This is a genomic window from Nostoc sp. DedQUE08, from assembly GCF_034530895.1.
Lineage (GTDB): Bacteria > Cyanobacteriota > Cyanobacteriia > Cyanobacteriales > Nostocaceae > Nostoc.
In genome coordinates this window covers 158002-179659 of the sequence record NZ_JAVRCD010000009.1, presented here as the reverse complement: position 1 = coordinate 179659, position 21658 = coordinate 158002, and the positions used below count along the sequence as shown (strand labels likewise).

15 protein-coding genes are annotated in these 21658 nt (G+C 42.5%); 4 read left to right on the top strand and 11 right to left on the bottom strand.

The window, feature by feature from the left end; all coding sequences use genetic code 11:
* Positions 1-242 precede the first annotated feature (242 nt).
* A complete protein-coding gene (pheA, locus tag RMY64_RS08960) occupies positions 243-1118 on the top strand; it encodes a prephenate dehydratase (protein WP_322671963.1) in 876 nt (291 codons plus the stop codon).
* Positions 1119-1229: 111 nt separating this feature from the next.
* On the opposite strand, the gene RMY64_RS08955 is transcribed toward pheA, so the two are convergent.
* The 9 genes from RMY64_RS08955 to RMY64_RS08915 form a co-directional block, all read right to left on the bottom strand.
* Complete coding sequence (locus RMY64_RS08955; RefSeq protein WP_094349488.1) at positions 1230-1877, bottom strand: LON peptidase substrate-binding domain-containing protein; 648 nt, start codon at positions 1875-1877, stop codon at positions 1230-1232.
* Positions 1878-2089: 212 nt separating this feature from the next.
* Positions 2090-2407 (bottom strand): 30S ribosomal protein S10, encoded by a 318-nt coding sequence (rpsJ, locus tag RMY64_RS08950; protein WP_008232935.1) that lies wholly within the window; start codon positions 2405-2407, stop codon positions 2090-2092.
* Between the two features lie 188 nt (positions 2408-2595).
* Positions 2596-3825: an elongation factor Tu gene (gene tuf / locus RMY64_RS08945; RefSeq protein ID WP_118168986.1), complete on the bottom strand. Its 1230-nt coding sequence runs from the start codon at positions 3823-3825 to the stop codon at positions 2596-2598.
* A gap of 23 nt (positions 3826-3848) precedes the next feature.
* Positions 3849-5927 (bottom strand): elongation factor G, encoded by a 2079-nt coding sequence (gene fusA, locus RMY64_RS08940; protein WP_322671964.1) that lies wholly within the window; start codon positions 5925-5927, stop codon positions 3849-3851.
* Between the two features lie 137 nt (positions 5928-6064).
* Positions 6065-6535 carry a 30S ribosomal protein S7 gene (gene rpsG / locus RMY64_RS08935; RefSeq protein WP_069070112.1) on the bottom strand — a complete coding sequence of 157 codons (471 nt, stop codon included), beginning with the start codon at positions 6533-6535 and terminating at the stop codon, positions 6065-6067.
* Between the two features lie 570 nt (positions 6536-7105).
* A complete protein-coding gene (rpsL, locus tag RMY64_RS08930) occupies positions 7106-7489 on the bottom strand; it encodes a 30S ribosomal protein S12 (protein WP_012410236.1) in 384 nt (127 codons plus the stop codon).
* A 130-nt stretch (positions 7490-7619) separates the two neighbouring features.
* Complete coding sequence (locus tag RMY64_RS08925; protein ID WP_322699840.1) at positions 7620-7943, bottom strand: iron-sulfur cluster assembly accessory protein; 324 nt, start codon at positions 7941-7943, stop codon at positions 7620-7622.
* 254 nt (positions 7944-8197) lie between these two features.
* Entirely contained in the window at positions 8198-8617 is a 420-nt protein-coding gene (locus tag RMY64_RS08920; protein WP_104907515.1) for a cupin domain-containing protein, read from the bottom strand.
* Positions 8618-8896: 279 nt separating this feature from the next.
* Entirely contained in the window at positions 8897-10945 is a 2049-nt protein-coding gene (locus RMY64_RS08915; RefSeq protein WP_322699837.1) for a phosphodiester glycosidase family protein, read from the bottom strand.
* A 1028-nt stretch (positions 10946-11973) separates the two neighbouring features.
* Here RMY64_RS08915 and RMY64_RS08910 point away from each other — a divergent pair.
* Both RMY64_RS08910 and RMY64_RS08905 read left to right on the top strand, forming a co-directional pair.
* On the top strand, positions 11974-16659 hold the full coding sequence (locus tag RMY64_RS08910; RefSeq protein ID WP_322699836.1) for a glutamate synthase-related protein: 4686 nt from the start codon (positions 11974-11976) through the stop codon (positions 16657-16659).
* Between the two features lie 365 nt (positions 16660-17024).
* Positions 17025-17759, top strand: a complete 735-nt coding sequence (locus tag RMY64_RS08905; protein ID WP_322699835.1) for a class I SAM-dependent methyltransferase — start codon at positions 17025-17027, stop codon at positions 17757-17759.
* Between the two features lie 175 nt (positions 17760-17934).
* Here RMY64_RS08905 and RMY64_RS08900 read toward each other — a convergent pair whose 3' ends face one another.
* Complete coding sequence (locus RMY64_RS08900; RefSeq protein WP_322671968.1) at positions 17935-18843, bottom strand: polysaccharide deacetylase family protein; 909 nt, start codon at positions 18841-18843, stop codon at positions 17935-17937.
* Positions 18844-20470: 1627 nt separating this feature from the next.
* Between RMY64_RS08900 and lepB the strand changes: the two genes are divergently transcribed.
* Positions 20471-21043, top strand: coding sequence for a signal peptidase I (lepB, locus tag RMY64_RS08895; RefSeq protein ID WP_322671969.1), 573 nt, complete (start codon positions 20471-20473; stop codon positions 21041-21043).
* A gap of 79 nt (positions 21044-21122) precedes the next feature.
* On the opposite strand, the gene RMY64_RS08890 is transcribed toward lepB, so the two are convergent.
* On the bottom strand, positions 21123-21656 hold the full coding sequence (locus RMY64_RS08890; protein ID WP_194042369.1) for a helix-hairpin-helix domain-containing protein: 534 nt from the start codon (positions 21654-21656) through the stop codon (positions 21123-21125).
* Between the last annotated feature and the right edge of the window lie 2 nt (positions 21657-21658).

Here is a 21658-nt window from a genome sequence, read left to right as displayed (position 1 = left end):
AGAAGGAATAAAGCTGTACTGAGTTTTTTTCAAAAATCAAATATGAGTCCTATAGGAAATCTATCTGCTAGAAGACTGATTTCCATAACTTGTTTTCTTGGATACATATTTCCTTTTATCCCTTTAGTGCGTAAATTTTAGAGATAACAGTGTTTAGTAAGAGTAAATGTTGGATATATTTGCCAAACCAAAATATCATAATCTTTGTTTAGGCATTAAACTCGCGACTCAAGGCTAAAAGTATGACTTTATCGATCGCACATTTGGGGCCTCCCGGTACTTATGCAGAACAAGCAACTATTTTTTATGCCAACTGGTTGAGCAAAAGTAGGGCAATTGAAGCTAGATTATGCCCCTATCCCAGCATTTCCCAATCACTGCAAGCCGTTGCGAATGGTCAAGCGCAGTTGGCTGTTGTACCAGTGGAAAATTCTATTGAAGGAAGTGTTACTACAACACTAGATACACTTTGGCAATTGGACAGTTTGCGAATTCAGTTGGCTTTGGTATTACCCATTGCCCATATGTTAATTTCTTGTGCGTCTAATTTAGATAGGATTAAAACTGTTTACTCTCACCCACAAGCTTTGGCACAATGTCAGGGATGGTTAGAGCGGTTTCTGCCGACTATACAGATTATTCCTAGCAATTCTACAACCGAAGCACTACAGCGATTGGAGCAAGAGACAACAACAGCAGCGATCGCTTCTAGCAGAGCGGCTCAACTCTACAAATTGCCGATACTTGCCAGTAACATCAACGACTATCCAGAAAACTTTACTCGTTTTTGGGTAGTAAGTCAGGGGGAGGTAGACGCTGGATACCAAGCAACAAAAGCGGCTGCTAGTCACACATCGCTGGCTTTTAGTATGCCTGCCAACACACCCGGAGCATTGGTCAAACCTTTGCAAATATTTGCTCAACTAGGGATTAACCTCAGCCGGATTGAATCTCGTCCGACGAAGCGATCGCTAGGCGAATACTTGTTTTTCATGGATTTAGAAGCAGATGTCAAGGAAGCACAAATGCAATCTGCTTTAGCAGAATTAACTACCCACACAGAGATTTTAAAAATTCTTGGCGCTTACAATGTTTTACCGATCGCCGCCGTTACTTAAAAAGTTAGAAGTTATTTGTTAAGAGTTATCATTTATGATTTACCAGTTTTCAGCTAGAAAATATAAATTATAAGTTGTCGAGCTTTTATTTTTGTTTTTCTTCCTTACTCCTCACTTTTCACTAAATGTATCTTTGAGAACAGCGCGAGCTGCCAAGTGATTCCGAGTAGAAGTTAAAATTTCTGCTTCCCGCTCTAGACGGGTTACAGTATCTTGCATTTCTAACAATAATTGCTGCTCTGCGGCGACACCATAAAGATTACTGGCTACCCAATAAGATAACTCTGTTGGTAGATCGGGCAAATCTTCTGGCAATTCAATATTTTGTTCGGTTAATTTGGCTGACAGACGCACCACATCTCGCAGTAGTTGTTCTACTTCAGTTGATAAAGGTCGCAAATCTTTAGTCGGTGGTTGGTCTTCAATCCATTCAACTAAGCCAACGCGATATGGCTTTTCCCGAACATACTCTAAGACACGAAATCTTTGCTGCCCTAAAGTCATCATCTTGATCCGATCGTCTGGCAGCCGTTGGTGATGAATGATTTCAGCACAGCAACCAGTGTTTGCAATTGTACCTTTGACTGGATCGAACATCAAAACCCCGAACCTGCGATCGCTCTCCAAAATCGTATTCATCATGATTCGGTAGCGAAATTCAAATATGTGCAGGGGTAATGGCCTGGTAGGAAACAGAACTACTTCGGGTAACGGGAACAGAGGTAGTTCGCGAACTGCAATTTTAGAAGATGATGTCATTGTTACTTTGGTATAAACTTAATCTTTAAAATTTCTTTTTCTCTGCTTTTCCCGTACTTTATCTACATTCTATCATTTGTTTCCTAGCTAAATAAAAGCCCTGAGATATATTTCTTCAGGGCTGTGTAAATATTCATACTAATGTAATTTGTCTTTTGTCCTTTGTCCTTTGTCATTAGCAAAGGACAAATGACCAATGACTAATGACTAAATTAAAGTTTGACTTCAATATCTACACCCGATGGTAGATCCAATTTCATCAGGGCATCAATAGTCTTAGAAGAGGGCTGGTAAATGTCAATAATCCGGCGATGAGTACGGGTTTCAAAGTGCTCCCGTGAATCTTTATCTACGTGGGGCGATCGCAGCACACAATAGATCCGGCGTTTTGTTGGTAAAGGAATTGGGCCTATAGCTGTAGCGTTGGTGCGGTTAGCTGTGTCTACAATCTTCTCGCAAGATGTATCTAATAAGCGCCTGTCAAAGGCTTGTAAGCGAATTCTAATCTTCTGCTGCTGTAGAGTTGCCATCTTTAATTTTCCAGGTTCTGCGTAATTAGGGGAGTATTTACAGGTTAACGGTTACAAGTTATCGGTTACAGAAAACTATTACCTGTCCCCTGTAACCTATTACCTTATTTATAAGAGGGAAGAGAAAGGAGCAGAGAGGCAAAATACATACCATCTCTGCTCCTTTGTGATGAGCAAAAAGGTGCTTGCTACTTGATAATTTTGGAGACGACACCAGCACCGATGGTGCGACCACCTTCGCGGATAGCGAAGCGCATTCCTTGTTCAATCGCGATCGCGTTGATCAATTCTACTGTCATCTTGATGCGATCGCCTGGCATCACCATTTCTACTTCTTTGCCTTCATCGGAGGTGTAAGCTTTGATGGTGCCAGTTACATCAGTTGTCCGCACATAGAACTGGGGACGGTAACCAGCGAAAAAGGGAGTCTTACGACCACCTTCTTTTTCTGTTAGGACATAAACCTCACCTTCAAATTCATTGTGAGGTTTAATCGAACCAGGTTTGGCGATAACCATACCCCGTTCAATATCAGCCTTCTGGATACCCCGGAGTAGTACGCCAGCGTTATCCCCAGCCATACCTTGGTCGAGACTCTTCTTGAACATCTCAATACCAGTTACGGTAGTGGCGCGAGTATCTCTGATACCCACTAGTTCAACGTTATCACCAACTTTGACTACACCGCGCTCAATCCGACCGGTGGCGACAGTACCACGACCTGTAATTGAGAAAACGTCTTCTACAGCCATCAGGAAGGGTTTATCAACATCCCGCTCAGGAGTGGGGATGTAAGAATCTACAGCATCCATCAATTCGTAGATTTTGTCTACCCAAGGATTTTCACCGCGTTTGGTCTTGGGATTCTTGGTCATTGCTTCTAGAGCTTGCAGACCAGAGCCTTTGATAATGGGGATATCATCGCCAGGGAAATCGTAGCTAGAAAGCAGTTCTCTAAGTTCTAGTTCTACTAGTTCCAAGAGTTCTGGGTCATCCATCAAATCTTCTTTGTTCAAGAAGACAACCAGACTGGGAACGCCTACCTGTTTTGCCAACAGGATGTGTTCGCGGGTTTGGGGCATAGGGCCATCGGTAGCAGCAACTACGAGGATACCTCCGTCCATTTGGGCAGCACCGGTGATCATGTTCTTCACATAGTCAGCGTGCCCTGGACAGTCTACGTGAGCATAGTGCCGACTTTCGGTTTCATACTCTACGTGAGCAGTATTGATGGTAATACCCCGTGCCTTTTCTTCTGGGGCATTATCAATTTGGTCGTAGCCCTTAGCTACAGCTTGACCAAGAGCTGCCAATGTCAGGGTGATGGCTGCTGTCAAGGTAGTTTTACCGTGGTCAACGTGGCCAACTGTACCGATATTAATGTGGGGTTTATTCCTTTCAAACTTTGCGCGTGCCATGAATGCTCATTTCCTTATTTTAACTAAGCGTTCCCTTTGCTTTTTGCAATGATAGTTTCAGCTACGCTGCGAGGCACCTCTTCGTAGTGGCTGAACTCCATCGTGAAGGTACCCCGACCTTGCGTTTTTGACCGAATATCAGTGGCGTAGCCAAACATGCTCGCCAATGGAACTTTGGATGTTACCTTAGCGAGTCCCTTTTCGGTGCTTTGGCTTTCAATCTGCCCTCGGCGGGTGTTAAGGTCGCCAATGACGTTCCCCATATAGTCTTCAGGAACTTCAACTTCAACTTTCATCATAGGTTCTAAGATGACAGGTGAAGCTTTCAGTACAGCCTCCTTCATCGCCATTGAGCCAGCGATTTTGAAAGCCATTTCGGAAGAGTCTACATCGTGGTATGACCCATCAATTAGCGTTGCTTTAACGTCAATCAATGGATATCCAGCTAGAACACCGGATTCACAGCTTTCTTTCATTCCTTGTTCTGCGGGGCCAACGTACTCTTTAGGTACTGTACCGCCAGCAATTTTGGAAACGAATTCAAAGCCAGTACCGGGTTCTCCAGGCTCCAAATTGATCACAACGTGACCGTATTGACCTTTACCACCACTTTGGCGGATGAATTTGCCCTCAACTTTGTTCACAGCTTTCCGAATTGTTTCTCGGTAAGCTACTTGTGGGGCACCTACATTCGCTTCCACCTTGAATTCTCGTAACATCCGGTCTACTAGAATTTCTAGGTGTAGCTCTCCCATTCCCGCGATCACGGTCTGGTTTGTTTCCGGATCGACGCGGACACGGAAGGTGGGGTCTTCTTCTGAGAGAGATTGCAGAGCCTTGGACAGTTTGTCCATGTCGTTCTTGGTTTTGGGTTCAACCGCCACCGAGATCACAGGCTCAGGAATGAATAGGGATTCCAGAATTACTGGCGATCCATCATCACAGAGTGTGTCACCTGTCAAGGTGTCTTTCAATCCCAGAGCTGCTCCTAAATCACCCGCTCGCAGTTCATCGACATCTTGCCGATCGTCTGCCTTCATTAGAACTAAGCGGGAAATCCGTTCTTTTTTATTCTTACTAGCGTTGAGAACGTAGCTGCCCTTTTTCAGGACACCAGAATAAACGCGAACAAATGTCAGGCGACCGTAAGGGTCAGCCATAATCTTGAATGCCAGAGCTGCTAAGGGTTCGTTGTCATCAGCCCGCCGCTCAACAGTATCGCCATTGGGCAGTAAGCCTTGAATCGGCGGTACTTCACTTGGCGCTGGCAGGTAATCTACAACGGCATCCAGCATCAACTGCACGCCTTTGTTTTTGAATGCTGAACCACAAAGTACTGGTACAATCGTTCCCGCAATTGTGCCTTTACGCAGGGCAGTCCGAATTTCCTGTTCTGTAAGTTCTTCGCCCTCGAAGTACTTAGTCATCAGAGCATCATCGGTTTCTGCTGCGGCTTCTATAAGCTTGGTGCGGAATTCTTCTACCTGCGCTTGCAATTCTTCCGGGATATCGGTTTCCTGGATATCAGTACCTTGGTCATTTGCGTAAATATACGCGCGTTGCCCTACTAGGTCAACAATACCTCGGAAGTCATTTTCACTACCAATTGGTAGTTGAATGGCGATCGCATTGGCCCGCAGGCGATCGCGGATTTGGTCGTGAACTTTATAAAAGTTCGCTCCGGTGCGATCCATCTTGTTGATAAAGGCTATCCGAGGAACTTTGTAGCGTTCTGCTTGACGCCACACTGTCTCAGACTGCGGTTGCACGCCGCCCACAGAACAAAATACTGCGATTACACCATCCAACACGCGCATGGAACGCTCAACTTCAATTGTGAAGTCTACGTGACCCGGAGTATCGATAATGTTAATTTGATGATCTTTCCAACTGGTACTGATGGCAGCGGCAGTAATGGTAATTCCCCGTTCCCGCTCCTGCTCCATCCAGTCTGTGACGGCAGTTCCTTCATGAACTTCGCCAATTTTATGAATTATCCCAGAGTAAAATAATATTCTCTCTGTTGTTGTTGTTTTGCCCGCATCTATATGCGCCGCAATACCAATGTTGCGTACTTTCTCTAGCGGGATCGTGCGTGCCACAGCTACCTCCTATAGTTTTTGCCTCATGATATCTTGTATATTACTCTTTGTTAAGATTCTATACTTTTAGGGAAAACCGTCTTTTTGTGTAAATCTACGATATACCGCTTCGGCAAGGCGATATATCGTTTTTTTACTTAGTAACGATAGTGTGCGAATGCTTTGTTAGCTTCCGCCATCCGGTGCGTTTCTTCGCGTTTGCGAATCGCATTGCCAGTTTCGTTGGCAGCATCCATTAACTCATTTGCCAATTTGCTGGCCATTGTCCGGCCTGGTCTGGAGCGGGAATATTGCACTAACCAACGCAGTGCTAGGGTAGTGCCCCGTTCTGTACGCACTTCCATTGGTACTTGGTAGGTTGCTCCACCAACTCGCCGAGCTTTTACTTCTACTAAAGGCGTGGCATTTCGCACTGCTCTTTCAAAGGTTTCCAAAGCACCAGCACCAGTGCGTTCTTCAATAGTTTTTAATGCATCATAAACAATGCGTGCGGCAAGTGATTTTTTGCCATGACGCATGATCCGTCTGATAATCATGCTCACAAGGCGACTATTATATACTGAGTCAGACGGAACTGGGCGCCTTTGAATAACACCACGACGAGACATACTTCACCTTTAATTCGGAATTGGCAACGAAATTATATGCTATCAAACAGCGGAAACTAAAAGCGGTAGAACCCAACCCTCAGACTTCCTCAATTTTTTCACCCGTTGCAGCAAGGCTGACTTATTTACTGCCAATTTTGGATTTTGGATTTTGGATTAAAATTTGATATATATTCCGATCCCAAGGATCTGAAAAAATCAAAAGTCTTTAAGCCTAATTCCCTTGTGGGTTCGACCAATCCAAAAGACGCTCGATAACTCGCTAACGCTACGCTATCGTAAATCTAAAATCTAAAATTGTTTGACTTGCTATCTGCAACTAAATACTCAAGGCGACAAGATTATAAACTTTAATGTTCAGATGAGAAATTAGCTGTATATTACAGGATTTTCCTCCTCAGAACTTCTACACTTGCTCGCTTAGTGTAGATGTAGCTTGCTTGATTTTTTGAAACAGACTTTAGCAGCCTTCATAACTACTGTTAGAACAAAGACGGCGCTCCTTCTTTTGCCCTTCAGCTTTTTTCAGGTAGACGATTAATCGTGTTGGATGCGATTAATCGCCCGATCCTATTTTTTCGCTTCTTTAGGACGCTTGGTTCCATACTTGGAACGGCCTTGCTTGCGGTCTTTAACTCCGGCTGTATCTAGGGTGCCACGGATAATGTGGTATCTCACGCCTGGTAGATCCTTAACCCGACCGCCACGAATCATCACAACTGAGTGTTCTTGTAAGTTGTGACCAATGCCTGGAATGTAAGCTGTGACTTCAAATCCAGAGGTAAGTCTGACTCTTGCTACTTTGCGTAGGGCTGAGTTAGGCTTTTTTGGTGTGGTCGTATATACTCTGGTACAAACTCCCCGACGTTGGGGACATTGTTTCAGAGCCGGGGACTTGGTTTTCTGACGCGCTTGTTCGCGCTCATTTCGTATTAGCTGCTGTATTGTTGGCATGAGTTACAGCGCGTAAAGCTGCTTATGGTCTAAGTTTTAACAAATCCTGATTATATCTTTTTTGACGGCTTTATGTCAATTGCTATTTTTCCTTAGCGATCGAACATCTGTTTTTTGAATTGTTCAATCATTAAGGACTCAAGGAGAAAGAATTGCCACAGCCACAGGTAGCGATCGCCTGGGGATTGTGGAAGCGAAAACCACCACCCATTAAGTCTTCTGAATAATCAACTTTCAAACCGTTGAGGTAATTTAAGCTTGCGGCATCTATGACCACTTGAATCTCATCCAAGTCGAAAACCTGGTCGTCTACTTTTATTGTTTCATCGAAGGACATATCATAAAAGAACCCGGAACAACCACCTGGTTTTACTGCCAATCGAAACAAGACATTTGGCTGCTTGGACTTTATTCGCCCAATCTCACTTACGGCTGCTTGACTCAGATGAATCATGGAACTCGTTTTTTGCAATTGAATACCCCATCTTCCATTTTACAGATAGGTTGACCCTTGCTTGTGTAAAATTCCAAATCACCAAAGGCATGAGCGCGATCGCTATTATTACATTTATAACACTAACATGCTTCAGTCCCTACCTAGTCAAGGTGGGGACTTCTGGGGTGTAGTAGTTCGTTTACAAAGACGGTTTACCCAAACAAAAATGTATTCAGTTTTGGGGTTAGAGCTTTAATAGCGTTCTTTTGGTTTTAATCTTTGGTACGGGCATAGTCATCTTGGTAGCGGATAATATCATCTTCTCCCAAGTATTCGCCATTTTGGACTTCAATCAATACCAAGGGGATCACGCCAGGATTCTCTAAACGATGAGATGTACATTGGGGTACATATGTTGACTCATTATTGCTCAGTAGTACTTCTTTCTCACCACAAACTACTCTAGCTGTACCAGAGACGACAATCCAATGTTCGCTGCGGTGATGGTGCATTTGTAGACTGAGGCGGTGTCCGGGCTTAACTTCGATGCGCTTAATTTTGTATCCGCGCCCTTCTTCTAAAACTGTAAAAGCACCCCAAGGACGTAATTCAGTTGCAGCAACGCCCCTGGAAGTTATGTTTGGAGGGAGGTGTAGAGTTTCAGTCTGTGTAGTTTCTTGATATCGAGCCATAGTTACCTCATTTGAAGACATAACAAACCGTTGGTACTCTTAATTATTGATAAAAAAATCTGGCGCTATCTTGCAACCTTGGAAATCAGCAATTTTGTCGCACTTTGATAAACATAGCAAAATCAAACCTGATGGTGTAAACCATTACTACTAAAATTCTGATGTTTACACCAAGTCTTCATCAAGCAAAATGATAGCTTGTTCTAAACTTTAAAAAAGATGGGGCATGGGGCATTGGGCATTGATGATTTAGATCCCTATTCCCTGTTTTCCATTCCCTCATTTTCGTGGTTGTAGGAAAATACCAATTCCGTTGTGAACACGAGCAGCGGTACTGGGCGATCGATCGAGTAGTTGCCCTCCTAAGTAGAGGCTGGTAGAACTACCGCCATCTAAATTTAAAGCATTCACACAGCCCATGAGTTGCATCAATTGAGCATGTTCTGCCAAATTAGGCCCATAACCGCCGACACGATTATGTGTGGCAGTAATCATCAGTGTGCCTGTTTCTGTTGTGCAAATACCGCTACGAATAGCTTTTTCGGCAATAAAGGCATTGCTGAATTTTTCGCCTTTGGCATCAAGAACAATTTGACGATTTTGGACTAATAGCGGCCCAGCACCGATAATGTGGGGATAACGACTAAAATCTGTAGGAACAGTGGTGCTGGAAATACTTACTGTGGTTCCAATAGGTAGCTGGGAGGCAGCACTAGCAGCGTTGGCGCGTAAGGCTAGTAGGTAGCCATCCTGGGGAATGGGAATCGGCGTCTCACCAACTTTGCCGCCTGGTAGCTGATTAATAATTTGATCTTTCTGCACCACTAAGATAATTTCGTTATCCGTTAAGGGCGTGTAAGTTGCTCCCCAAGCTGAGGTGTAACGAGCAATGCCACTTTGAATGTAACCACTGTTGAGAAATAGAATTGGTAAGCGCTGGTCATTTGCTGCAATTAAAGTTTCTTCTAAAGTGAGACGACTGAAGTAAAATTGGCCTGAATTATTCCAAGCGATCGCACCCCGGTTAAGAATCGGGCCTGATAACCACTGATTATCCCGACGAATCGCACCCAATGGCAATTTATTATTACGGTTAAAATAACCACCATTAATTCCAGCTACTGCTAAGTAACGTTGTGCTGTTTGAATTAAGGGAGCAGTACCCGCAAGTCCATCAGGACTAGCCCATATAGGTTTCAATGTTAGCCCAAATTTGCGGGGATTAACTTCTAACCATACGACTGGAAAGCGTTCTGTGCCTAAGTTGACATAATGCTGTCGCCAGTTCAATCCTGGGGCCCAAGTAATATCTCGTTCTTCTAGAGGATCGGGTCGAATATTGATAATCAGGCGATTGGGGTTATCTATAGTACTAAGTTGAGGCGATAGACCAAAGGGAACGCTCAGACTAATAATCGTTTGGTTTTTCACCACCTCTACTTTTTGAATCAGTGGTTCAGGTGCTGCTGGTATTGGTTGTGTTGGTGTAACTGGTAATAATTGTTTGAGCAAGTTTGGCAGCAATGTTGGTGCTGCTGCTGGTGGCTGGGGAGTATAGCGTTCTATCAAAACGGGTTCGGCGATTCCATCAAGAGTAATTGTCCACTTTCGATTTGGTGGTGCAGTGGGTTTGGGAGTTGGCGTGTCTGGATCGGAGGATGGAGTTTGGGGTTTGGCGATCGCTGACCCTTGTACAACTTGCCAGGGAGTGGGACGATCTAAATTGACAAGAATCCGAGTCTGTTGCAAAGGAGTACTTGCCTCTGGAGGTTCCTGACTCTGAACAATATTTGTGATTTGTGTTTTTGGGGTAGCAATCACCAAAGTGTTGCCATTAGCTTGAATTTGCCAGCCAGATGTTTGAGCAAAATTAGTGATATCCAGATAGCGATATGCTCCTAGTAACCTAGTGGCTAATACCAGTGGCTTTGTCACCGACGAAAACCACTGTATTGGTTGCTTCGCTGAATTACTACTGTTTAAGAAATTTACTCCAATTAATTGCCTGAATGCCCCATCACTGAGATGAGTTGTCACCTGTCCAGATTTTCCAGGTCGCTGTAACCAAGTTCCTGGTAAAGTACGACCATTGAGGGAAATTTGATTACCAGAGGATGCCACACCTGTTAAAGGAGGTGCAGGTGACTGTGAGATTAACCTGGATATAAATTTGGCCGTTTTCGGGGATTCTTGGGCGTTGGCAGCACAAGTAGTCGTTAAGCACAGTACTGTTAAAAGTATTGGTGACACAGTAGCCCGGAAGAATCTGCGATCGCCCTTGGCATTTGCAGAGCCATCACTAATCTCTGATTGGCAACAATTCGGCATTTTTACCATAATTTACTAGGTACTTTGGAAAACTATTACCCAAGGTTTAAACTAACCAATTATTTGGAAATATCAAGGAAAGATGACTTTATTTTTGAATAAATATGGTAATCTATATATTGGCTACTTGTCTCTTTTAGACAAACATTAGACACATATTAATTTATTTAGACGCTAAAGCCACTGCAACCTAGTTTTTTAACTCCCAACTAATTCTAACCACACTATATACGGTAGTTTTGGTTATCAAAACTGGATTAAGATATTTAATCCTGCCGATAGTTGCTACTGTTATTACTTCAGTAATGTCTAGTTAATAGTAATACATGCGGCAACTGGTAAGCGGCAAAATTCTAGACAACAAAAATATTTGGGAATTGTCAAATGGGTATATATTGTAATACGCTGATTTTATTGCTGGATCGGGATAACCAAATAATTACTAATTCGTAATTCGTAATTCGTAATTAAAAGGGTACACCAGCTCAGACTCAATTTTTAATTCAATGGTTAACAAAACAATGGAGGGTAGAACCCCTCACTGATTGCAACCACGAATTAAGGTAGCGTAACGTAAAGCCTTTAGCATAGCTTCTCTAAGAAACGCAAGGCGACTGCTTAGAGTGAGTTCTTGATTGTCACGATCGATTACTAATTATCTGGGCTTTGGCTTAAAAAAATAGTGCAGCGTTCAGTTTTAGTTTTGTTTCAGGTGAGCCGAAATAGGCTCCATGAGTAGCTAGCGTGCATCTGGAAAAAGAAATTGAAAAAATACTTAGCTTCAAAATATAAAAAAGAAACTGTCAGGGCAAAAATGATGTCTTGGCGGAGGTAAGTTATCTAACACCGCATAAATACATAAAAAACACGCAAACATTTTAACACGGGTTAACTAACAAAGTAAAACCGAAGTTAAAATTTTTTTTCCCTAAATTTCGGTGCTTATATATTTTTCCATCGCTGAATTTAGAAATTTTTTCCCACAATGTAGTGGCAAAATTGGTAACTCAATACTTCAGGAACAGGGTATGAATAATAAACCGATGAATCAAGACCAGAAAATCACAGCGAATATCAACTCAAGAGATACCTATCAGGGGCAAAAGTGGTTAGTAGAAGAACGAGATGCCTGTGGTGTAGGTTTTATTGCTCATCGCCAAAATCATACCAGCCATGAAATTGTCGAAAAAGCCTTAGCTGCTTTAGCCTGCTTAGAACACCGGGGAGGTTGTAGCGCCGATCGCGACTCTGGTGATGGTGCTGGAGTCTTGACAGCAATCCCTTGGGAGTTGTTCCAACAAGACTTTGCCCAAAGGGGGAAGGAATTTCCATCTAGCGATCGCATAGCTGTGGGGATGATATTTCTACCACAAGACCAGCAAGCTGCACAACAAGCGAGGGTGACTGTCGAGCAAGTAGCTGCTGAAGAGAAATTAATTGTATTGGGTTGGCGAGTAGTACCTGTGCAATCTGATTTGCTGGGGGTACAAGCAAGAGAAAATCAGCCCCAGATTGAACAAGTTTTGTTAGCTTCTGTTGACAAAAGCGGTGATGAATTAGAACGGCAGTTGTATATTACCCGCCGCCGAATTAGTAAAGCTGCAACTAACATCTCAGAAGAATTTTATATCTGTTCGTTGTCAAGTCGCACAATTGTCTACAAAGGTATGGTGCGTTCTGCTGTCTTGGGCAGCTTTTATGACGATTTAAAAAATCCAGCTTACAAAAGCGCCTTTGCTGTTTATCACCGCCGCTTTAGTACCAATACCATGCCCAAGTGGCCCCTAGCGCAACCGATGCGGCTTTTGGGTCACAACGGCGAAATCAATACCTTATTGGGTAACATCAACTGGATGATGGCACGAGAAGCTAGCCTGAATCATCCTGTATGGGGCGATCGCATCCAGGAACTCAAGCCATTAGTTCACATTGATAATAGCGACTCAGCTACCCTAGACAACGTAGTGGAATTGCTGGTTTGCTCTGGACGCAGCCCCTTGGAAGCTTTAATGATTATGGTTCCAGAGGCTTACCAAAATCAGCCTTCTTTACGTGAATCTCCAGAAATTGTTGATTTCTACGAATATTACAGTGGTTTGCAAGAAGCTTGGGACGGGCCAGCACTTTTAGTATTTAGCGATGGCAAAAAAGTTGGTGCAACTCTAGATCGTAATGGTTTAAGACCAGCTCGTTACGCGATTACCAAAGATGATTACATTGTTGTAGCTTCCGAAGCTGGTGTGGTGGATTTCCCAGAAGCCGATATTGTCGAGAAAGGTAGACTTGGCCCAGGGCAAATGATCGCCGTGGATTTAGAAAATCATGAAGTGCTGAAGAATTGGGATATAAAGGGGCGCATTGCCAAGCAGCACCCTTATGGAGAATGGCTGCAACAGTACCGTCAAGAATTAAAGTCATTAGTCATTAGTCATCCGTCATTAGCAAATGGTAATGGCAAAGGAGAATTGATAAATGACCAAGGACAATTGACTATTGACAAGCAAAACTTACTTCAGCGTCAAACTGCCTTTGGCTACACCACAGAAGATGTAGAAATGGTGATTCACCCAATGGCGATCGCAGGTTCTGAACCGACTTTCTGTATGGGTGATGATATACCCTTGGCGGTGCTGTCACAAAAGCCCCACCTGCTTTATGACTATTTCAAACAGCGCTTTGCTCAGGTGACGAACCCAGCGATCGATCCCCTGCGAGAAAAGCTAGTGATGTCTCTAAAAGTTGAATTGGGTGAACGGGGTAACTTATTAGAACCTAAGCCAGAATATGCTCGGAGATTAAAACTCGAATCGCCAGTGTTAACTGATGGTGAATTAGAGGCGATTAAGCTGTCAGGATTTGCCACGGCTGAGTTGTCAACTCTATTTGCGATCGCCAGCGGTCCAGAAGGATTGAAAGCCGCAGTACAATCTTTACAAGCACAAGCAGCTGAGTCAGTTCGGGCAGGTGCAAAGATTTTAATATTAAGCGATCAAGCTAATGACAGTCTCAACACAGAATATACATACATTCCTCCCCTATTAGCAGTGGGTGCAGTGCATCACCATCTGATTCGTGAGGGGTTGCGAATGAAAACATCCCTGATTGTGAATACTGCTCAATGCTGGAGTACCCATCACTTTGCTTGTCTGATTGGCTATGGTGCTGGCGCAGTTTGCCCTTACATGGCTTTAGATACGGTGCGTGATTGGTGGTCCGATCCCAAAACTCAAAAGTTAATGGGCGTGCAAAAAATTCCCACCCTCACCCTAGAACAAGCTTTAGGAAACTATCGCAAAGCAGTAGAGTCAGGTTTGCTGAAAATTCTCTCCAAAATGGGAATTTCTCTGCTCTCCAGCTATCAAGCAGCCCAAATCTTTGAAGCTATTGGCATCGGTGGAGATTTAATCGACCTGGGATTCCGTGGGACGACTTCCCGCATCGGTGGTTTGAGCGTTACCGAACTTGCTGATGAAGTGCTTTCCTTCCATGTCAAAGCTTTCCCAGAACTAACGACCAAGAAGTTAGAAAACCTGGGCTTTGTGCAGTACCGTCCTGGCGGCGAGTACCACATGAATAGCCCCGAAATGGTTAAGGCGCTGCATAAGGCTCTAGATGGCAAAAACTACGACCACTACGAAGTTTACAAAAAGCACCTCCAAGGCAGACCAGTAACAGCCTTGCGGGATTTACTAGACTTCCAAGGCGATCGCCCGTCGGTTCCTCTAGAAGAAGTGGAATCGGTATATGAAATAGTCAAGCGCTTCTGCACAGGTGGCATGTCTTTAGGCGCTTTGTCAAGAGAAGCCCACGAAACTTTAGCGATCGCGATGAATCGCATTGGTGGTAAATCAAATTCTGGAGAAGGCGGCGAAGATCCAGTGCGCTACACAGTTCTAGATGATGTAGACGAGTCTGGTTACTCGCCAACACTACCTCATTTAAAAGGATTGCGAAATGGCGATATAGCTCATAGTGCCATTAAGCAAGTTGCATCGGGACGCTTTGGTGTCACACCAGAGTACCTAGTTAACGCCAAACAAATTGAAATCAAAATTGCTCAAGGTGCCAAGCCTGGGGAAGGTGGACAACTGCCAGGGCCCAAGGTGAGCCAATACATTGCGATGTTAAGGCGCTCCAAGCCAGGTGTGACGCTGATATCGCCACCACCGCACCACGATATTTATTCGATTGAAGACCTAGCACAACTGATTTTTGATCTGCACCAAATTAACCCCAAAGCACAGGTGTCGGTGAAGCTAGTTTCAGAAGTTGGCATTGGCACGATCGCCGCTGGTGTAGCCAAGGCAAACGCTGATATCATCCAGATTTCTGGTCATGATGGTGGTACAGGTGCATCACCACTCAGTTCGATTAAACACGCTGGTTCCCCTTGGGAATTGGGTTTAAGTGAAGTGCATCGCGTCTTGATGGAAAATGGCTTGCGCGATCGCGTGATTTTACGCGTAGATGGCGGACTCAAGAGTGGTTGGGATGTGGTAATAGGTGCATTGATGGGCGGTGAAGAATTCGGTTTCGGCTCCATCGCTATGATTGCTGAAGGCTGTATTATGGCGAGAGTTTGCCACATGAATACCTGTCCTGTGGGTGTTGCTACTCAAAAAGAAGAACTCCGCAAGCGGTTTACGGGAATGCCGGAACAAGTTGTCAACTTCTTTTACTTCATTGCTGAAGAAGTGCGGAGTTTGTTAGCCCGACTTGGCTACCGTTCTTTGTCAGAAATCGTTGGACGTGCAGATTTATTAAAACTGCGCCCAGAAGTAAATCTCACCAAAACGCGATCGCTAAATCTCGACTGTTTACTTCAGCTACCAAATAGCAGAGACAATCGTAGCTGGTTGGTGCATGAAGAAGTCCACAGCAACGGCGTGGTTTTGGATGACAAGTTCCTTGGCGATCCTGACATTCAGGCTGCTATTAGGGATCAGTCTACTGTCACCAAGACTTACCCAATTATCAATACTGACAGAACAGTGGGCACAAGATTAGCGGGTGCGATCGCTTCTCAATACGGTGACAGTGGCTTTGAAGGACAAATTAATCTCAACTTTACAGGTAGTGTTGGCCAAAGCTTTGGTGCTTTCAACCTCCCAGGCATAATTCTCAGCCTAGAAGGAGAAGCAAATGACTATGTAGGTAAAGGGATGCATGGTGGTGAAATCATCATCAAACCTCCAACAGATGCTACCTATAACGCCTCACAAAATGTGATAGTTGGCAATACCTGCCTTTATGGTGCTACTGGTGGCATCTTATTTGCCAATGGTCTAGCAGGAGAACGCTTTGCTGTGAGAAACTCCAAAGGCATCGCAGTGATTGAAGGCGCTGGGGATCACTGCTGTGAATACATGACAGGTGGTGTGATTGTCGTCCTTGGCAAAGTAGGACGTAACGTAGCTGCTGGAATGACTGGTGGACTCGCATACTTCTTGGATGAAGACGACTCATTTCGTGAGTTAGTCAACCCAGAAATTGTCAAAATTCAGCGGGTGATTACCGAAGTAGGTGCAAAGCAACTGCAAGAATTAATCCAAAATCATGCAGAACGCACTGGTTCACCAAAGGCGAAGAAAATTCTGCAAAACTGGCAAGAATTTTTGCCGAAATTCTGGCAGTTGGTTCCGCCTTCTGAAGCTGATAGTCCAGAAGCCAATCCTGAAAAAACAACTGAGTTCAGTTTAGTAAGCAGTCATTAGTAACTATAACCGTTCTCATACTCTGCCTTAAGGCATTCTCCCGGCAAAGAAGTTGCACAAACAGGTACTCTGCGAAAACCCCTTTAGATACCTAAAGCAGTCACCTGAATTTCCCTCTTAAAAAGAGCGTAGGAGAAAATATATTCCCCCTTTTTTAGGGGGAATATTCACTAACTGATTCACAAATGAACTTTAGACTAAGACTACAAAAGTGACCGAGCAATTAAATCCTGTCAAAGTCTAAGTAATAAATTCGAGTTCGGCACTGTCCTGAAATCTACCTAATTGAGTATAGAAGGCATTACCTAAATCCTGGTACACTGCACTATAAATGTTTACCAACAAATTAGGATTTGTCTATAAAAATGCTTATAGAAGATCAAGCTCCCGATCGCCAAACGTCTGAAGAAGAACGTTTTCAAGATGATTATTATTCATACTTTGAATCTCCTGAAAATGCTACCCGATACACCCCATCAGTTTGGTATCTCGATTGGGCTTTTAAGCAACGTTCCTTCTCTTTGTTAGATTTGGGATGTGGCAATGGGGCTTTGAACAAATATCTACCTGAGCGATGTGACTACCTTGGGATAGATCATAGTGAAGGTGCGATACAATACTGTTCAAAACTATACCCCAAGCAGAAGTTTATTGCTAAAGATTTATCGGTAGCACTGCCAGAATTAGCTTCAGAAAATCAAAAATTTGATGCCGTTGTGCTAGCTGGTTTGCTATTTCATAATGTTGACAAGGAAACACTAGAAAAAAACGACGATCGAGAACTCGTTCAATTCTGCTTGGATAAACTAATAAGCGACAAAGGATATTTGGTGCTTATTATACCTTTTGCTTATGGCGAACATCCATCTCATAATTTATATGTTCGGGCAGAATGGTTACAAAACTTGCTAGAAAAATTGCTGAAAGTTGTAAAGGCAAAAATTGTTTACGAGAATATTTCTCTGCAAATTGGCTTGGACAAAAAAGTTCAACAGCAGAAGACGACTCCTGACTGGTTCGTGCCTGATAGCACTACTGATTATTCCAATAAGTACGCTGGAACATATATGGCAACTTGGACAGTTATAGCCTCTCCATAGCTAGGTTAAACCGCCATCTAAATAACCAAAATTATTCATCAACTTTTAAGTTGATTTTTTTTATTTTTGCACTAGGAACTAGTCTAAACTCTAATCCCAAATGCATCTTATCCACAAAATATAATTTTAGTTGTTAGCCAATTACTATTGAGCAATTGCCCATAATTAATAACTATTACTTTTTGTTAGCAAGCAACTTTTGGTCTGTATCTTCCATTTCTAAAAGTTCTGGAATAGTCACAAAGCGATAGCCTTGCTTTCTAAAGTTGCTAATAATTTCTGGTAAAGCTTGCACAGTTCTAGAACGATTACCACCACCATCATGCATTAGCACAATCCCACCAGGTTTAGAATCTTTAATCACGTTATCGATCAACTTTGGTACAGTTGGTAACTTGTAGTCTGTGGAATCAGCAGACCACATCACCACTGCATACTTTTGTCCTTTTGCATAAGCTGCTAATCCATTGTGCAGATTGCCACCAGGCGGTCGGAAGAGATTTGTTTTAGCACCTGTAACTTGATAAATTAAGTCTGTTGTGCGCTCAATTTCAAAAGCAGCTGCTTGTTGATTAAAGAAGTGATACCAGTGATGCCAAGTATGGTTGGCAATGACGTGACCTTGAGCGACAATCTGCTTTCCTAACTCTGGATAATTTTTTAGGTTCTGCCCGACTACAAAAAACGTCCCTTTGATATTATTTGATTTTAGAATATCTAGCACTTGCCCTGTGGTCTGAGGCCAAGGACCATCATCAAAGGTAAGAGCAATCACTTTCTCACCCTGAGTAAGTTTTGCAGCTTTGATGATTTCCCCTTGAAAGCGTCTTGGTATGGGGTAGGCTAGACCCTTTGTTTGTGCTTCTTGTTGCCACCTTGTAAGCATCTCCGCCTTTAATTTCTCAATGCGCTGCTGAGTTCCTACGTTTGCAGATACATCCTTGATATTTATACTTGGTCTATTCTGAGCATCCGAAGCATTTGGCCTTAGAAGCATCATAAAAGCAAGACTAAAAACACCACCTAAAGCAAGTAGCGCAATTAATATTCCTTCTGGCCACAGAAACGACTTATTATTTTCCACCTCAAAGCTCCTTCAAAGATCGAACCATCACCACGGTTATGACGGTACGTTATAGCACATTTTTATTAGATATTTAGATACCAGTTACTTTCTGGTAATCATGAAAATTGAAATTGGTACTAACGGGAATTCAGAATTGATTAAGAGCGACTATATTGCTTTAACTAAAATCTATATGCTCTCGATTTGGACAGCGTTGAATATACAATACTTGGTACTGTTTAATTTCAACCCAGTTATCAAAGGTAAGCTTTGCGCTTCCACATTCTTACCACTAGCTCTAAGAAGCAGAGGAACACAATCAAATAATTAACCACACCCCAAAATCCTTTTAAATAGGAGTTATGAATTAGTTGCTGTTTTTCAGTTCACCGCTAAGGCAGCATTATCCTTTCAAGTTTTATAGCTTTTCAAATAAGATGAACTCAGTTGTCATACCTACAATTTGTACTTTTAGCAAACTAAAGTTTTTTAGTCAGACTTTCTCACTGTAAAACTGTATAGTTTACAACTTAAGTGAATTGTTTGATTAACATACAAAACTACTTAAAAAGGTAGGGCCTCTTTAAAATAAGACTCTGGCAAACTATTAGTTCTATTCTTGATAAGATATATTTTACTGCCTGTTGCGATTGTTTCCTTTTTAAGAAAAAGTTAAATTTTTAACTGACAGAATGTTACCTTGTACTTTCTATGAAATAGACCAGACGAAAATTGATTCAATATAGTTTCTCATTGGCAAGGGGCATTTATTGTTTCAATCTAGTCACCTTTGACTCATTCAAGAAAAATAATTCTATCAGCAGCTTACTTCTGTTTCGGATGCTGATACTTTAGCTCAAATTGCTAGTAGCCTTCTGTCTGTGAATGTTTTTTTCGATAATTAAGTATGTTTATATCTTAATTAATAGTACAGTTTAATATGCACTGTCACCGTGTAATTACGGAAATTAATTTTGTATATATAGGCAAGTGATTAAAATCACAATATAATACTATTTATCCATTGAAGCAATAAAGCCTATATTTCATCTTTAAAAGTAGTATTTTTTACTAAAAACGCGGTTTTGAACCAAATTTATGCATTTAAAAATACATTTAAATTTTGGCTAAGTTTATGTAATTTTACTTAAAAAGGAAATTTTCTTGTAACTCAACCTCCAGCAAGACAGCCCGACGCTCGTGGACTCGCTAACGCTGCGCTATCTGCGTTTTTTCAGTAAAGTGAGGTAGATACTGTCAAACATGAGGTAGACTATTTTGCAACTCACAACCAATTTTCTGTTTAAAGAAAAAACCTACTGGTTGTATCACTTTAGCAGTCTGTAACTAGCCGATCTTGCAGGAAGAAACAAAACTTCCGATTGTCTCATAACTTGCCTTATAATTACAGCAATTAAAATTTTTATTTTTAATAATCTATTTAGCAATCCTAATTATTAGCTTATATTACCTCAGACAAGTCATAGTTTCTTTACAGTACTTTTGCTTATCTTTAGCAAATGGGTAAGTGTATTATTTAATATCTGTATAGGTTGAGCCTAAATCCTCTTTTCCTATTAATATAACTTTTGAGTCAAAATAATCAAGGTATTTGTCTCACTTCTGAAACTGGCTAGAAACTTTTATGATTCCTCACGAAAGTGATGCAAAAAAAGAGCGTGCGTCGTTAAAAGTATGGCGTAGTTGGCAAGAAAATCTGATCTTAATAGCGATCGCACTGTGTTTGGCATTCTTAATCAGGACTTTTATCGCCGAACCGCGCTATATACCTTCTGACTCAATGTTGCCCACCTTACATACTGGCGATCGCTTGGTAGTTGAAAAAATCTCCTACCATTTTCACCCTCCCATAACTGGCGATATTATTGTTTTTCAGCCACCCGCAGAACTACAACGTCGAGGATATCCCAAAGACCAAGCGTTTATCAAGCGAGTTATTGGTCAGCCTGGTGAGGTAATTAGTGTTGCTTCTGGCAAAGTCTACCTCGACGGTCAACCCTTAGCAGAAGACTACATCGCTGAACCTCCAAATCAGCCATATCAACCAGTGAAAGTCCCAGAAGACGAATTTTTTGTTATGGGAGATAATCGCAACGATAGTAATGACTCTCGCTATTGGGGCTTTTTACCCAGAAAAAATGTCATCGGTCGGGCAACGTTTCGCTTTTGGCCTCTCAATCGCATTGGGTTCATTTAATCAGTTTTAGATTTTGGATTTTTCTTTCAATCCAAAATTGCCAGAGTTAGGAGTTATTTTAAGACTTCTAACTTTTAACTTAAAATCTCAAATAATACATTATCTGGGCGATCGCATCACCAGTTAACTCTAGCCGTCGCTGGAAATCAGCCAGGTTACGGTAGGGCCCGGCTGATTGCCGATTTTGCACCACTGCTTCCGCCAGAGACAAATCTATAAATGGGATTTGTGCTAATTTTTCAACGGTTGCTGTGTTCGGGTTGAGTAAATGGGTAGGATTTTCTAAAGATTCATGGTCATAGTAAATAAAATTCAGCAGAGGCTTTAATGGCTCTAAGCGCGGCGCTGGTATCCCCAAAGCCGCAGCGATATCTTCAATACAGTAAAATTTCACACCCGAATGTGAAAGTTCCACAAGCGATCGCGCTTGGTGAATTGACAAACCTGGTAGGCGTAACCAATCATCTACAGTTGCTTGATTAGCATCAATGCGGATACCTAATTGGGCCGCTATCTGAATTTCTTCCCCAGATTGTAGGCGATAGTAAGGATCGTTGAGGAGCTTGGCGCGGAGTTTTTGCAGCCTGGAATTTAAAGGTAGCCAATTATTCATGA

What these genes read in the sequence shown, in the direction of transcription:
- rpsG (WP_069070112.1), bottom strand. Translation starts at nt 6,535, where the DNA reads ATGTCTCGTCGTGGTGTTATTCAAAGGCGCCCAGTTCCGTCTGACTCA.
- RMY64_RS08910 (WP_322699836.1), top strand. Translation starts at nt 11,974, where the DNA reads ATGAATAATAAACCGATGAATCAAGACCAGAAAATCACAGCGAATATC.
- RMY64_RS08920 (WP_104907515.1), bottom strand. Translation starts at nt 8,617, where the DNA reads ATGGCTCGATATCAAGAAACTACACAGACTGAAACTCTACACCTCCCT.
- RMY64_RS08925 (WP_322699840.1), bottom strand. Translation starts at nt 7,943, where the DNA reads ATGATTCATCTGAGTCAAGCAGCCGTAAGTGAGATTGGGCGAATAAAG.
- rpsL (WP_012410236.1), bottom strand. Translation starts at nt 7,489, where the DNA reads ATGCCAACAATACAGCAGCTAATACGAAATGAGCGCGAACAAGCGCGT.
- RMY64_RS08905 (WP_322699835.1), top strand. Translation starts at nt 17,025, where the DNA reads ATGCTTATAGAAGATCAAGCTCCCGATCGCCAAACGTCTGAAGAAGAA.
- lepB (WP_322671969.1), top strand. Translation starts at nt 20,471, where the DNA reads ATGATTCCTCACGAAAGTGATGCAAAAAAAGAGCGTGCGTCGTTAAAA.
- RMY64_RS08890 (WP_194042369.1), bottom strand. Translation starts at nt 21,656, where the DNA reads ATGAATAATTGGCTACCTTTAAATTCCAGGCTGCAAAAACTCCGCGCC.
- tuf (WP_118168986.1), bottom strand. Translation starts at nt 3,825, where the DNA reads ATGGCACGCGCAAAGTTTGAAAGGAATAAACCCCACATTAATATCGGT.
- RMY64_RS08955 (WP_094349488.1), bottom strand. Translation starts at nt 1,877, where the DNA reads ATGACATCATCTTCTAAAATTGCAGTTCGCGAACTACCTCTGTTCCCG.
- RMY64_RS08915 (WP_322699837.1), bottom strand. Translation starts at nt 10,945, where the DNA reads ATGCCGAATTGTTGCCAATCAGAGATTAGTGATGGCTCTGCAAATGCC.
- rpsJ (WP_008232935.1), bottom strand. Translation starts at nt 2,407, where the DNA reads ATGGCAACTCTACAGCAGCAGAAGATTAGAATTCGCTTACAAGCCTTT.
- pheA (WP_322671963.1), top strand. Translation starts at nt 243, where the DNA reads ATGACTTTATCGATCGCACATTTGGGGCCTCCCGGTACTTATGCAGAA.